Origin of the sequence: Aeromicrobium sp. (genome assembly GCF_025965075.1) — a bacterium.
In the GTDB taxonomy this organism is placed as follows: Bacteria; Actinomycetota; Actinomycetes; order Propionibacteriales; family Nocardioidaceae; genus Aeromicrobium.
The window spans coordinates 31971-45880 of the sequence record NZ_JAOPXQ010000011.1 but is presented as its reverse complement, the minus strand read 5'-3'; the positions used below and the strand labels follow the sequence as shown (position 1 = coordinate 45880).

The window sequence follows — 13910 nt, the reverse complement described above, 5'->3', positions numbered from 1 at the left end:
GGCATGGACATGGGCATCGTCAACGCCGGCGCGCTCGAGGTCTACGACGAGGTGCCCGAGCTGCTGCGCGAGCGCATCGAGGACGTCATCCTCAACCGCCGCCCCGACAGCACCGAGCGGCTGCTCGAGATCGCGGCGGACTTCGCCGGCGACGGCTCGGTCAAGGAGGTCGCGACCGAGGAGTGGCGCTCCCTGCCGGTCGGCGAGCGGATCACGCACGCGCTGGTCAAGGGCATCGACGAGTTCGCCGAGTCCGACACCGAGGAGCTCCGCGCCGAGATCAGCGCGCGCGGCGGCCGGCCGATCGAGGTCATCGAGGGCCCGCTGATGGACGGCATGAACGTCGTCGGCGACCTGTTCGGCGAGGGCAAGATGTTCCTCCCGCAGGTCGTGAAGTCGGCGCGAGTCATGAAGAAGGCCGTGGCCTACCTCATCCCTTTCATCGAGGCCGAGAAGCAGCCCGGTGACAAGGAGCGCAGCAACGGCAAGGTCATCATGGCGACGGTCAAGGGCGACGTCCACGACATCGGCAAGAACATCGTCGGCGTCGTGCTGCAGTGCAACAACTACGACGTCGTCGACCTCGGCGTCATGGTCCCCGCGCAGAAGATCCTCGACGCCGCCAAGGCCGAGGGCGCCGACGTCATCGGACTGTCCGGGCTCATCACGCCCTCGCTCGACGAGATGGTCAACTTCGCCGTCGAGATGGAGCGACAGGGCTTCGACATCCCGCTGATGATCGGCGGCGCCACGACGTCGCGCGCCCACACCGCGGTCAAGGTCGCGCAGAAGTACCACGGCCCCGTGATCTGGGTGAAGGACGCGTCCCGGTCCGTCCCCGTCGTCGCGGCGCTGCTGTCGGACGAGCAGCGGCCCAAGCTGCTGGCCGAGACCGCCGCCGACTACGAGGCCCTCCGGGAGCGGCACGCCGCCCGCCAGGACACCCGGTCGCTGCTGACGATCAAGGCCGCGCGCGAGAAGGCGACGCCGATCGACTGGACCGGCTACCAGCCGCCCCGTCCCCGGCTGCTCGCCCAGCAGGCGCGCGACCTGTGCTCCGGGCCCGGCTGCGACCACCGCCACGGCGCGGCGACGCAGTTCGTCAAGACGTTCACGGACTACTCCCTGGAGGAGCTGCGGCCCTACATCGACTGGCAGCCGTTCTTCAACGCGTGGGAGATGAAGGGCAAGTTCCCCGACATCCTCAACAACCCCACCAGCGGTGAGGCGGCCCGCAAGCTCTACGAGGACGGGCAGGCGATGCTCGACCAGCTCATCGAGGGCAAGTGGATCCGCGCCAACGGTGTGTTCGGCCTGTTCCCGGCGAGCCAGGTCGCGGGCGACGACATCGAGGTCTACGCCGACGAGTCGCGCTCGACGGTCCTGACGACGCTGCACCAGCTGCGCCAGCAGGGCGAGGGGCGCGAGGGCTCGGCCCGCAAGTCGCTGGCCGACTTCGTCGCCCCCAAGGACACCGGCCTGCGGGACTACGTCGGCGCGTTCGCGGTCACTGCGGGCGTCGGCATCGAGGACAAGATCGGCGAGTTCAAGAAGAACCTCGACGACTACAGCGCGATCCTGCTCGAGTCGCTGGCCGACCGGCTGGCCGAGGCCTTCGCCGAGCGCCTGCACGAGCGGGTCCGCAAGGAGTTCTGGGCGTACGTCCCCAACGAGGCCCTCAGCAACGAGGACCTGATCAAGGAGAAGTACGACGGGATCCGTCCCGCGCCGGGCTACCCGGCGTGCCCCGAGCACACCGAGAAGCAGACGATCTGGGAGCTGCTCGACGTCGAGGCCAACACCGGCATCGAGCTGACCGAGAGCATGGCCATGTGGCCCGGTGCCGCCGTCAGCGGGCTCTACTTCTCGCACCCGGAGTCGCAGTACTTCGTCCTCGGGCGCATCGGCCGCGACCAGGTCGAGGACTACGCCGAGCGCAAGGGCTGGAGCGTCGACGAGGCCGAGAAGTGGCTCTCGCCCAACCTCGGCTACCGGACCGAGAACGAATAAGCCGGACGCGGTTCCTTCGTCGCCGCTCACTCCCGCTACTCCCCCGCAGGCGGGAGGTGCCCCCAGCTGGCGCTCGCACCGGGCCGGCCTCGCTCGCTCCGCTCGCGCATGGTCACGTTCGCGTGCTCACGTGGGTCTGGAGCGTTGCGGCTATAGGCTGGTGGAGTGACAGCTTCTTCTGAGATCCCGCAGCTCCGCGACCCATGGATGGTGGCCGCGTTCGAGGGCTGGAACGATGCCGCCGACGCGGCGTCGGGGACGGTCGACCACCTCATCGAGGAGTGGGACGCCGAGCTGCTGATCGAGCTCGACCCGGAGGAGTACTACGACTTCCAGATGCACCGTCCGCACGTGCTCGCGGGCGACGACGGCGAGCGACTCATCACGTGGCCCGCGCCGCAGGTCTTCCACGCCCGTCCGCCCCGCGGTGATCGCGACGTGTTGCTGCTGCGCGCGCCCGAGCCCAACTTCCGCTGGAAGGCCTTCTGCTCGACCGTCATCGGCGTCGCGAAGCTGGCCGGGGTCACCGAGCTGGTGACGCTCGGCGCGCTGCTGGCCGACTCGCCCCACACCCGCCCCGTGCCGGTCACCGGGTCGACCAACGATGCGGCGCTGATGGAGCGCATGTCGCTGCAGCCGTCGCGCTACCACGGCCCCATCGGGATCACCTCGGTGCTCAACGAGATCGCCGTGCAGGAGGGCATCGCCGCGGCCTCGCTGTGGGCCGCCGTGCCGCACTACCTCGCCGAGCCGCCATGCCCCAAGGCGACGCTGGCCCTGCTCCACGCGCTCGAGGACGCCATGGGCATGCCGCTCCCCCAGGGCGTCCTGGCCGAGATGACCGACGCGTGGCAGCGCGGCGCCGAGGACCTCACGTCCCGCGACGACGAGATCGCCGAGTACGTCGAGGCGCTCGAGAACGAGCGGGACACCAGCGAGCTCCCCGAGGCCAGCGGTGACGCGATCGCCCGGGAGTTCGAGCGCTACCTGCGCCGCCGCAACGTCGACCCGGAGTAGCCCCTGCGCTCGCGGACCCAGTGGCCGCGGTGAACTCCTACAGGGCGATGCCGAGCAGCGCGTCCAGCGCGCTGTGGATCGTCCGGTTGGCCTGCGGGTCCTCACCGGAGTCGTCGGCGGCCCAGGCGTCGACCGCCGCGAGGGCGGCCGGTGCGTCCAGGTCGTCGGCCATGGCGGCGCGGATCCGCTCCAGCACGGCATCGCCGGACGGGGCGATCGTGCGGGTCAGGGCGTCGCGCCACCGGGCGAGCCTGGCTTCGGCGGTCGTGATGTCGTCGTGCGTCCACTCCCAGTCGCTGCGGTAGTGGTGGGCCAGCAGCGCCAGCCGGATCGCCATGGGATCGTGCCCGTCCGCGCGCAGGCGGGAGACCAGCACGAGGTTGCCCTTGGACTTGGACATCTTCTCGCCCTGGTAGCCGACCATGCCGGCGTGCACGTAGGACCGGGCGAACGGCTGGTGCGTCGCGACGGTCGCCTCCGAGGCGGACATCTCGTGGTGCGGGAAGACCAGGTCCGAGCCGCCGCCCTGCACGTCGAACGCCGTGCCGAGGTGGTGCAGCGCGATCGCGGCACACTCGACGTGCCAGCCGGGACGCCCACTGCCGAGCCGGGTCTCCCAGGACGGGTCGTCCGGCCGCTCGGCCTGCCACAGCAGGCAGTCGAGCGGGTGCTTCTTGCCCGGCCGGTCGGGGTCTCCCCCGCGCTCCGGGAAGATCGTGAGCATGACGTCCTCGTCCAGGCCGGACACGAGACCGAAGCCCGCGTCGGCGTGGACGTCGAAGTAGAGGTCGTCGTCGACCAGGTAGACCGCGCCGGCCCGCTGGAGCTTCTCGACCAGGTCGACCACCAGGTCGATCGACTCGACCGCCCCGACGTAGTGCGCCGGCGGGATGATGCGCAGCGCCGTCATGTCCTGGCGGAACAGCTCGGTCTCCCGCTCGGCCAGCTCGACCCAGTCCATGCCGGTCGCGAGCGCCCGCTCGAGCAGCGGGTCGTCGACATCGGTCACGTTCTGCGTGTAGGTCACGTCGAGCCCACGGTCGCGCCAGGCGCGCTGCAGCAGGTCGAAGGCGAGGTACGTCGCGGCGTGCCCCATGTGCGTCGCGTCGTACGGCGTGATCCCGCAGACGTACAGGCGGGCCTGGCCCTCCGGGTCGACCGTGCGCACCGCCCCGGCGGACGTGTCGTGGACCGTGACGGCGGGCCCGTTGCCGAGCCCCAGCTCGCCGAGTGACGGGATCTCGGGACCGGACCAGCTGCGCATGGCTCGAGCGTATCTGCTGGCCGGTTGCGGCCTGTCGACGGCCGGGGTTCGTCAGGGGGAGGCAGAATGTCGATGTGATCATCGACTGCGCCGTCTATCGCGACGGCGTCCGCGAGACGACCGAGCACGACACCTCCTCGATCGAGGCCGCGCTGGCGGGGCTCGGCGACGCCGACTTCCTGTGGATCGGCATCGGCAACCCCACGGCGGACGAGCTGCACCGGGTCGCGGACTCGCTGCACCTGCACCCGTTGGCGGTCGAGGACGCCCTGGAGGCCCACCAGCGGCCCAAGGTCGAGCGCTACCGCGACCACACGTTCATCTCGATCCGCACGGTGACATATGACGACGACGACATCACGACCCACGAGATCAACATCTTCCTGGGCGAGAACTACCTCCTGACGGTGCGTCACGGCGGACCGACCCTCACGGGGGCCCGCAAGGCCGCCGAGCGCATGATCGAGCCGCTGTCGCACGGCCCCACCGCGGCGCTGTACGCCGTGGTCGACTCGATCGTGGACCACTACGAGGACGTCGCCGCGGAGCTCGAGGTCGACGTCCAGGAGGTCGAGACCTCGGTGTTCTCGGCCGAGCGCTCGAACGACTCGAGCCGCATCTACCGGCTCAAGCGGGAGACGCTCGAGTTCCGTCGGGCCGTGCTGCCGCTGCGCGAGCCCGTCACCCGGCTGGCGACGTCGGCCCAGCCCGAGGACGCCCGACCGTACTTCCGCGACATCGCCGACCACCTCTCCCGTGCCGCGGAGGCGATCGACTCGATCGATCACCTGCTCGACAACGCCCTGCAGGCGCACCTGGCGCAGCTCAGCGTGCAGCAGAACGAGGACATGCGGAAGCTGACCGCCGGCGCCACGATCTTCGCGGTGCCGACGGCGATCGCCGGGATCTACGGCATGAACTTCGACCACATGCCGGAGCTGTCCTGGACGTACGGCTATCCGGCCTGTCTCGCGGTCATCGGCGGCCTGTGCCTCTACATCTACTGGCGGTTCAAGCGCTCCGGCTGGCTCTGAGTCAGCTGACGGCGACAGTGGACGTGAGCGCCCCGGTGCCGACCAGGACCAGCACGAGCACGCCCAGCGCCACGCGGTAGATCACGAACGGCGCGTACGACTTCTTGCTGACGTACTCCAGCAGCCAGTGGATGATCGCGAGTCCGACGATGAACGACACGACCGTCGCGACGATCGTCGGGCCGGTGCCGTAGGCGTTCTCCCCGCCGGGGATGTCCTTGAGGTTGAAGATGCCGGCGCCCAGCACGGCCGGGATCGCGAGCAGGAAGGCGTAGCGCGTCGCGGCGCGGCGCTCGTAGCCCAGGAACAGGCCCATGCTGATCGTGCCGCCGGAGCGTGACACGCCCGGGAACAGGGCGCAGGCCTGGGCGAGGCCGAACAGGACCGCGTGACGCAGCGTCAGCTCCTCGATCGCGCGCGTCTTGCGGCCGACCCGCTCGGCGAGACCGAGGACCAGGCCGAACACGATCAGCGCGACCGCGATGAGGGCGACCCGGCGGAACTCGTGCTTGATGGTGTCCTGGAACAGCAGCCCGAGGATCACGATCGGCACCGATCCGATGATGACGAACCAGCCCATGCGCCACTCGAGCGCCGTCCGGGCGTCGGCGCTGACGAGCCCGCGGAGCCAGCCCGAGGCGATCGTGACGATGTCCCGCCAGAAGTAGATCAGGACCGCGAGCTCCGTGCCGATCTGGATCACCGCGGTGAACGACGCGCCGGGATCGTCCCAGCCGAAGAACCGCGGGAAGATCGCGAGGTGTGCGCTGCTGGAGATGGGAAGGAACTCAGTCAGGCCCTGGATCACTCCAAGGACGACAGCTCGGAAGAAATCCACCGTGCGAGCCTACCGGGCGGACTTCCCCCGCCCGACTAGCCTTGCCGCATGCAGTATCGCCGGGTCGGTCGCTCAGGGCTCGAGGTCTCCAGGTTGGCGCTCGGCACCATGACCTGGGGCAGTGCCGTGGACTCCTACGACGCCGAGGAGCAGCTCGCGACCTTCCTCGACGCCGGCGGGACGCTCGTCGACACCGCGCCGATCTATGGCGACGGGGCGTGCGAGGAGCTGCTCGGGACGCTGGTCGCCAAGGCCGGGGTCCGCGACCGGATCGTGCTGGCCGGCAAGGCCGGCTTCGGTCGTCGTGGCGGCCACGTCGTCCGGGACGGCTCGCGCCGCGCCCTCCTCGACCAGCTCGACGTGTCGCTGCGTCAGCTCGGCACCGATCACCTCGACCTGTGGCAGATCCACACGCCGGACCCCGACGTGCCCCTCGAGGAGACGCTGGCAGCCCTCGAGCACGCCGTGCGTACGGGCCGGACCCGCTACGTCGGCCTGTCCAACTTCACCGGCTGGCAGACCGGCATCGCCCAGACGTGGCTCGCGGCCCGCGCCGAGGCGGTGCCGCTGGTCAGCACGCAGGTCGAGTACTCGTTGGTCAACCGCGACCCCGAGGCCGAGGTCGTCCCGGCCGCCGCCCACCTGGGCATGGGCGTCCTCGCCTGGTCGCCGCTGGGCCGCGGCGTGCTGTCGGGCAAGTACCGCGGCGGTGGCGTGCCGACCGGGTCGCGCGCCGCGACGCCGGGATGGGACGGCTTCGTCGGTGAGTACCTCACCCCCGCCAAGGCGGGTGTCGTCGAGGCGCTCGCGCGGGCGTCGGAGGGGCTCGGCGTGACGATCGCCCACGTCGCCCTGTCGTGGCTGCTCGGCCGCCCCCAGCTCTCCGCAGCGATCATCGGGGCACGCACGACCGCCCAGCTGCAGGAGAATCTGGCCGCGGAGGACGTCGAGCTGCCGGCCGAGATCGTCCAGGCGCTCGACGACGTGTCGGATGCAGCGCGCTAGTCAGGGAAAGGTGAGTCCGATGTTGGAGTACGAGTTCTGGAACCTCACGATCGACCGGACCAAGTCCCGCTCGGCCGTGTGCCGCATGCTGACCGACGCCGCCGAGTACCAGGGCTGGGAGCTCGACCGCCTGCGCAAGGACGGGACGGGTCAGCGCACCGTGACCCTGCGCCGCAAGATCATCCGCATGCGCAGCACCCTCTGACCCCACCCCAACGCTGACGCGTGGGTTGCACCCGCTGACGAGTGGGTTACGACCGGGCACAACCCGCGCGTCACGGGGCGCAACCCACGCGTCACCGGGTGGGGGGCTCAGGCGAGGTTGAGGAACTCGTCGAAGACCCGGGCGCCGAACTCGAGGGACTCGACCGGGACGCGCTCGTCGACGCCGTGGAACAGCGCCGTGAAGTCCAGGTCGGCGGGCAGCCGGAGCGGGACGAAGCCGTAGGACGTGATGCCCAGCTTGCTCCAGGCCTTGGCGTCGGTGCCGCCTGACATCAGGAACGGGGCGATATGGGCGTCGGGGTCCTGGCTGTGCAGGGCGACCGTCATGGCGTCGACGAGGTCGCCCTCGAAGCCGTACTCCAGCGCGGTCTGGCTCATGTAGGGCTCGACCGCGATCCGGTCGCCGACGATGTCCTGGACGGCCGGGGTGAACGTGTCGGTGTGGCCCGGCAGGAAGCGGCCGTCGACGTACGCGATCGCCTCGCCGGGGATGACGTTGTGCTTGTAGCCGGCCTGCAGCATCGTCGCGTTGGTCGTGTTGCGCATGCCGGCGCCGATCATCCGGATCGCGGGACCGAAGTGGGCCAGCACCTCGTCGGGGGTGCCGTCGGACCCGGTCAGCTCGCGGACCTTGGCCAGCAGGAGCTGCATCGACGGTCCCGGCTCGGCGGGCCACTCGTGCTCACCCAGCGCCAGGAGCCCGCCGGCGAGGTGCGTCAGCGCGTTGTCCTTGTTGCCCATCGATCCGTGGCCCGCCGTGCCGCGGGCCCGGAGCCGCATCCACGAGATGCCCTTCTCGCCGGTCTCGATGAGGTAGAGCCGCTGCCCGCCGACCTCGGTCGAGAAGCCACCGACCTCGCCGATCGCCTCGGTGCACCCCTCGAGCAGGTCGGGGTGGTGCTCGACGAGCCAGTGGGCACCGAGGACTCCCCCGGCTTCCTCGTCCGCGGTGAAGACCAGCGTGATCGGGCGATCGGGGATCGAGCCGGCGCGCTGCCGGGCCCGGACGACCGACAGCAGCATGCCGTCGAAGTCCTTCATGTCGACAGCACCCCGGCCGATCAGGTAGCCGTCGACGACCTCGGCGGCGAAGGGGTCGACCCGCCAGTCCGCGGCTTGTGCGGGCACGACGTCGAGGTGGCCGTGGATCAGCAGTCCCGGGCGGGGAGAGTCCTGGTTGCCCCAGCGGGCCACGACGCTGGCCCGGCCGGGCTCGGACTCCAGGATCTGCGACTCGATGCCGACCTCGGCGAGCAGACCGGCGACGTGCTCGGCGGCCTTGCGCTCCCCCGGCCCCGAGGCGTCACCGAAGTTGCTGGTGTCGATCCGGATCAGGTCGCGGCAGATCTCGAGTGCTTCGGTCTCCGGTGCGTAGCCCATGGGGCGAGCATACGTGCCGGTCGTCAGGCCAGCAGCCCGTCGATGACGCGGGAGAACAGGGCCCGGCTGGAGGCCCGGGTGAGGCCGTCGGCGAGGCGGGGGGTGCCCCGGACGTGGATGTCCTCGCGCCACGTCACGCGGCTGCCGCTCGGGATCGGCTCGACCTGGAGCTCGGCCCACCCGGTGACGACCCGGCCCCGCTTCTCCAGGCGGCAGAACGACTCGTCGTCCCACCGGACGATCTCCATCGGGTCGTGGAAGCCGAGCCGTCCGATCCCGGTGAACGCGTCGAAGCCGGTCGGCGTGACCGTGATCCGGGTCAGCGGCACGAAACGTCCGTGCTGGTCCCAGGCGGTCAGGCGGCGCCAGGACTCGGCGGGGGTCAGACGTACCTCGCGGACGATCTCGATCAGGGCCACGGCATCATCGTAGGCATGCGCACCATGCCGTTCGACTCGATCCACGACGTCAAGATCAAGCTCGCCTCCGCGGGCTACCTCGCGTCGGACGCGATCGCGACCACCGTCTTCCTCGCCAGCGAGCTCGGCAAGCCCCTGCTCGTGGAGGGCCCGGCGGGCGTCGGCAAGACCGCCCTGTCGAGCGCCGTCGCGGAGTCGTGCGGCGCCGAGCTGATCCGCCTGCAGTGCTACGAGGGCGTCGACGAGGCGCGGGCCCTGTACGAGTGGAACCACGCCAAGCAGCTCCTGCGGATCACGGCCGGCCAGGGCGAGTCGTGGGACGAGGCGCGCAATGACATCTTCTCGGAGGAGTTCCTGCTCCCCCGCCCGCTCCTCACGGCGATCCGCAGCGAGGTCCCGACGGTGCTGCTGGTCGACGAGACCGACAAGGCCGACGTCGAGATCGAGGGTCTCCTGCTCGAGGTCCTCGGCGAGTTCCAGGTGACGGTCCCCGAGCTCGGCACGATCACGGCGCGGCACCGCCCGTTCGTCGTCCTCACCTCCAACGCGACGCGCGAGCTGTCGGAGGCCCTGCGACGCCGGTGCCTGTTCCTCCACGTCGACTTCCCCGAGGCCGAGCTCGAGCAGGAGATCGTCCGGCTCAAGGTCCCCGAGCTCGACGCGACACTGGGTGAGTCCCTCGTGCGGGTCATCAACGCGCTGCGGGCCATGCCGCTGCGCAAGGCCCCATCCGTCTCCGAGACGATCGACTGGGCCCGGACGCTCGTGGCGCTGGGCGCCGACATCCTGGACGACGACGTCGTCAAGGAGAGCCTCGGCGTGATCCTCAAGCACCAGGACGACCTGGAGAAGGCTCGCACCCGGCTCGACCTGGACGAGGTCCTGAGCCAGTCATGAGCCCGTCATGAGCCCAGGACCCGCGCCACAGGGGCAGGATCTCGCCGGGCGGCTCGTCGAGCTGGTCACGGCACTGCGCAGCAAGGGCATCCCCGCCGGCACCAGCGAGACCGTGGACGCGGCGGCGGTGATCGAGGTCCTCGGGCTGAGCGACCGCGCGCAGCTGCGGGAGGGCCTGGCCGCGGCGCTGGTACGTCGAGGGGGTCAGCGCGACGTCTTCGACATGACGTTCGACATCTACTTCCCCGCGGGGATCGGCACGCCCCAGTCGGCGCTGGAGACCGACGAGGACTTCGATCTCGAGGATCTGCGAGACCTGCTTGCCATGGCGCTGGCCGAGAACGACCTGCGCACGCTCGACCAGGTCGCCGAGATCGCGGTCGACCTGCTCGGCCAGGTCGGCACGCCGGCCACGGCGTCGGGCGCGTTCTCCGCCTACCAGACGCTGGAGCGCCTGCGCCCGCAGACACTGGTCGTGCAGGCCCTGGAGCAACGGGGCCAGGGCGGCGGTGGCCAGGGCCAGGGCTTCGGCCAGGGCTCCGGTGGCGAGTTCACCGATCGTCTCGAGCGCGACGAGATCCGGCAGAACGTCGAACGGTTCCGGGCGATGGTCGCGAGCGAGGCGAGACGCCGGACCGCCGAGATCCGCGGCCGTGACGTCGTGACCCGGCACGCGGTCCGCACCGGCAGCGACCGGATCGACTTCCTGAGCGCCAGCAAGCAGCAGCTCGAGGAGCTGGCCCGCACCGTCAAGCCCCTGTCGCGCAAGCTCGCGACGCGGCTCGCGGCCCGACGACGCAAGGCGAGCCGTGGACGCATCGACATCCGCCGCACGCTGCGGCGCTCGATGTCCACCGGCGGGGTCCCGATGCACCCCGTCCTCGCCAAGCCCCACCCGTCGCGGCCCGAGCTCGTCCTGCTGTGCGACGTGTCGGGATCGGTCTCGGGGTTCTCGAGCTTCACGATGCACCTGGTGCAGGCGCTCAGCAGCCAGTTCAGCAAGGTGCGTGTCTTCGCCTTCGTCAACGCGATGGACGAGGTGACCGACATGGTCAAGGAGGACAGTGACGACCTGGCCGCCCGCATCGCGAGGGACGCCCACATCACGAAGTGGCACACCAGCAGCGACTACGGCGAGGCGTTCGCCGACTTCCACGCCGACCACATGTCCGCGATCGGTCCGCGCACCGCGGTCCTGATCCTCGGCGACGCCCGCAACAACAATCAGGACCCCAACCTCTCGGCGCTGCACGAGATCAGCCAGCGCGCCCGGCGGACGTTCTGGCTCAACCCCGAGGCGTCGATGCGGTGGGGCCTGGGCGACTCGGTCGCGCCGCTGTACGCCGAGGTCGTCGAGATGCATGAGTGCTGCAACGTCGACCAGCTCACCAGGTTCATCACCCGGCTCCTCCCGGTGTGACGCGGCCCCGGCACACCGCTGCGTCGGGCCACCGTCCCCGGCCTTGACACGCTGTCATGATTTTTTGTGGCCCGTGGGACGACAGAGGTTTCCTGGCCCTACGGTGGACACGTGAAGAGATCGTCGGGCCTGCCGGGCCGCGCCCGAGCCGTCGTGGGCCTCGTGGTGTGCTGCGTCGTCCTCGCGACCGTCTCGGGAGCCGACGCCTCCGACGCACCGAGCACGGCGGGCCCCGGGCCGGAGGTCTTCCAAGCCGCCGCACACACCTGGAAGCCCTCCGCCAACGCGCGCGTCAGCGCCGTGAAGGTCACCGGTGGAAAGCTTGCCGGTCAGGTCACCCCGCGGCGGTCGGGCGGTCGCAAGTCGATCGCGCTGCGCTCCGCCTCCTCGGCGATCAGCGTGCCGGTGGCGGGCTCGACGGCGCTGGTCACGGCCCGGGTCAAGACCTCGCAGCCCGGCCGCCGGCTCCGGCTGCGCGTCGTCGAGGTCAACGACGGACGCACGGTGGCGAGCCGGTCCGCCAGCGTCGTGCCGTCGAGCCGTGCGTGGCGGACCCTCCGGGTGACGATGCGGACCCAGCGACCCGGCAGCCACCTGCGGCTGGAGGCCAGCGCCACGCGGGTCAGCCGCAAGAACTTCCTGCGAGTCAGCTCGGTCGACGTGTCCGTGACCCGGCCCGAGGGCGGAACCGGACCGACCGACCCGCCGACCGGCACCCCGGCCGCGTGCCGCGACCTCGACTACTCCGATCCGGACCAAGGCGTGCTGACGTTCGCCGACGAGTTCGACACCGGCACCCTCGACCCGCGCAGGTGGCGGGTCCGCGACGACACGTTCCTCAACCAGGACCAGGCTTGGATCTCCAGGGACAACGTCTCGGTCCACCCCCAGGAGGGCACCGACGGCGTCCTGGACATCGCCGGGCGCAAGCTGGACCCCGCGGCGTACCGGAGCAACGCGAACGCGCTCTACCCCGGAGAGAACACGATCCGTGACTACTCGACCGGATACGTCGACAGCATCGACACGGCCGGCTACGGCAACGCCGCCGGAGACCGGTTCGGCCAGAAGTACGGATACTTCGAGGTACGCGCGTGGGTGCCGTCGGAGGCGACGATGTCGCGCGGGATCTGGCCGGCGTTCTGGCTGCGCGCGGACCACCGGGCCGGCGAGATCGACCCCATGGAGTCGTACGGCGGACCGACGATCCGGTCGTTCGACCCGTCGAGCTCGTACGAGTGGAACAGCTGGGCCGACACCGCCGAGGGCTCCATGACCGGCATCGAGAAGCAGCAGACGCACGGCCGGGCCGACGTCGGGACCGACAAGATCTGGCAGGGCTGGCACCGATACGCGGTCAACTGGTCGCCGACGTGCCTGCGCTACCTGTACGACGGCAGGACCGTCGGCTTCGTCGACTTCACCGATCCGGCCACCCGGTCGTACTTCACCGGCCCGTCGTTCGACGACACGTTCCACATCCGGCTCAACATGCAGATCGGCTCGAAGTACTGGGGCTGGGCCGACGACGCGCACACCCGCCAGGACTTCCACTACCTGGTCGACTACGTCCGCGTGTACCAGGGCGTCGGGGCGTACTCGCCGAACTGACGGTCCTCGGACGCCGCCGTCGTGCGTCGCCGCAGCCGGCCGTCCAGGACCAGTCCGCCGAGCAGGAGCAGCACCGCGACGACACCGTCGAGCCACCAGTGGTGACCTGTCGCCGCAACGACGAGGACCGTGACCGGCAGGTGCAGCAGGACGATCCAGCGCCACGGGCTCCGCGTCATCGCGAACGTGCCGAGGGCGACGACGGCTGCCCACCCCACGTGGATCGACGGCATCGCCGCGAACTGGTCCGACACCCCGGAGCCGACGGGGCCGTAGACGCCCAGCCCGTACTGCTGCGAGAGGTCGACGAAGTGCAGCTCGCCGAGGAAGCGCGGCGGAGCGACCCGGATGAAGCGGATGACCAGGCAGCCGGCCGTCACCGCCACGAGCCCGTTGCGCCAGTGCGGGTAGGCATCGCGGTGGCGGACGAAGGCCCACACCAGGAACACCAGGAGGGCCGGGACGTGCAGGATCGCGTAGTAGTCGTTGCAGAGCTCGGCCAGCCAGTCGTGCCGGACCACGAGGTGCTGGACCGAGATCTCGCTCGGCAGGTGCAACGCCTGTTGGAAGTCGTTGATCTCCCGAGCCCGGCCGAGCGCGCCCGCCTCGTGGGTGACCGGCAGCATCCGGGCGAGCCGCCACACGCCGTAGAGCCCCGAGATGAGGGCCAGCTCGTGGAACGCCGGCAACAGCGCGTCGCCGATCCGGCTGTGGGGCAGCAGACGGACGACCAACCACGCAGCGATGCTGATGAGACAGGCGGACAAGGCTTGCTCCCAGGTCGGCCACG

13 protein-coding genes are annotated in these 13910 nt (G+C 70.5%); 8 read left to right on the top strand and 5 right to left on the bottom strand.

The genetic code is table 11. The features are described 5' to 3' along the window. Both JWQ91_RS00735 and JWQ91_RS00730 read left to right on the top strand, forming a co-directional pair. A partial coding sequence (locus tag JWQ91_RS00735) for a vitamin B12 dependent-methionine synthase activation domain-containing protein (RefSeq protein WP_297779467.1) occupies positions 1–2010 on the top strand: 2010 nt, incomplete at its 5' end. Between the two features lie 165 nt (positions 2011–2175). Then, the gene (locus tag JWQ91_RS00730; protein WP_297779466.1) at positions 2176–3027 is read left to right on the top strand and encodes a PAC2 family protein; all 852 of its coding nucleotides are present in this window, start codon (positions 2176–2178) and stop codon (positions 3025–3027) included. A gap of 37 nt (positions 3028–3064) precedes the next feature. Here JWQ91_RS00730 and mshC read toward each other — a convergent pair whose 3' ends face one another. After that, on the bottom strand, positions 3065–4291 hold the full coding sequence (mshC, locus tag JWQ91_RS00725; protein ID WP_297779465.1) for a cysteine--1-D-myo-inosityl 2-amino-2-deoxy-alpha-D-glucopyranoside ligase: 1227 nt from the start codon (positions 4289–4291) through the stop codon (positions 3065–3067). A gap of 74 nt (positions 4292–4365) precedes the next feature. Between mshC and corA the strand changes: the two genes are divergently transcribed. Next, a complete protein-coding gene (gene corA, locus JWQ91_RS00720; protein ID WP_297779464.1) occupies positions 4366–5325 on the top strand; it encodes a magnesium/cobalt transporter CorA in 960 nt (319 codons plus the stop codon). A gap of 1 nt (position 5326) precedes the next feature. On the opposite strand, the gene JWQ91_RS00715 is transcribed toward corA, so the two are convergent. Then, positions 5327–6163 carry an undecaprenyl-diphosphate phosphatase gene (locus JWQ91_RS00715; protein ID WP_297779462.1) on the bottom strand — a complete coding sequence of 279 codons (837 nt, stop codon included), beginning with the start codon at positions 6161–6163 and terminating at the stop codon, positions 5327–5329. Positions 6164–6211: 48 nt separating this feature from the next. Here JWQ91_RS00715 and JWQ91_RS00710 point away from each other — a divergent pair, with 48 nt between their 5' ends. Next, positions 6212–7168: an aldo/keto reductase gene (locus tag JWQ91_RS00710; protein WP_297779460.1), complete on the top strand. Its 957-nt coding sequence runs from the start codon at positions 6212–6214 to the stop codon at positions 7166–7168. 19 nt (positions 7169–7187) lie between these two features. Then, the gene (locus JWQ91_RS00705) at positions 7188–7373 is read left to right on the top strand and encodes a DUF5703 family protein (RefSeq protein WP_129184837.1); all 186 of its coding nucleotides are present in this window, start codon (positions 7188–7190) and stop codon (positions 7371–7373) included. Between the two features lie 107 nt (positions 7374–7480). On the opposite strand, the gene JWQ91_RS00700 is transcribed toward JWQ91_RS00705, so the two are convergent. Next, positions 7481–8773: a M20/M25/M40 family metallo-hydrolase gene (locus tag JWQ91_RS00700; RefSeq protein WP_297779455.1), complete on the bottom strand. Its 1293-nt coding sequence runs from the start codon at positions 8771–8773 to the stop codon at positions 7481–7483. Positions 8774–8796: 23 nt separating this feature from the next. Then, on the bottom strand, positions 8797–9192 hold the full coding sequence (locus JWQ91_RS00695; protein WP_297779453.1) for an SRPBCC family protein: 396 nt from the start codon (positions 9190–9192) through the stop codon (positions 8797–8799). Positions 9193–9207: 15 nt separating this feature from the next. Here JWQ91_RS00695 and JWQ91_RS00690 point away from each other — a divergent pair, with 15 nt between their 5' ends. The 3 genes from JWQ91_RS00690 (at position 9208) to JWQ91_RS00680 (ending at position 13120) form a co-directional block, all read left to right on the top strand. After that, entirely contained in the window at positions 9208–10089 is an 882-nt protein-coding gene (locus JWQ91_RS00690) for a MoxR family ATPase (protein WP_297779450.1), read from the top strand. Between the two features lie 7 nt (positions 10090–10096). Then, a complete protein-coding gene (locus JWQ91_RS00685; protein ID WP_297779448.1) occupies positions 10097–11509 on the top strand; it encodes a VWA domain-containing protein in 1413 nt (470 codons plus the stop codon). Positions 11510–11620: 111 nt separating this feature from the next. After that, positions 11621–13120 (top strand): glycoside hydrolase family 16 protein, encoded by a 1500-nt coding sequence (locus tag JWQ91_RS00680; protein ID WP_297779446.1) that lies wholly within the window; start codon positions 11621–11623, stop codon positions 13118–13120. Here the strand turns inward: JWQ91_RS00680 and JWQ91_RS00675 are convergent. After that, on the bottom strand, positions 13075–13887 hold the full coding sequence (locus tag JWQ91_RS00675; protein WP_297779443.1) for a phosphatase PAP2 family protein: 813 nt from the start codon (positions 13885–13887) through the stop codon (positions 13075–13077). The two genes, JWQ91_RS00680 and JWQ91_RS00675, sit on opposite strands and share 46 nt — an antisense overlap. Positions 13888–13910 lie beyond the last annotated feature (23 nt).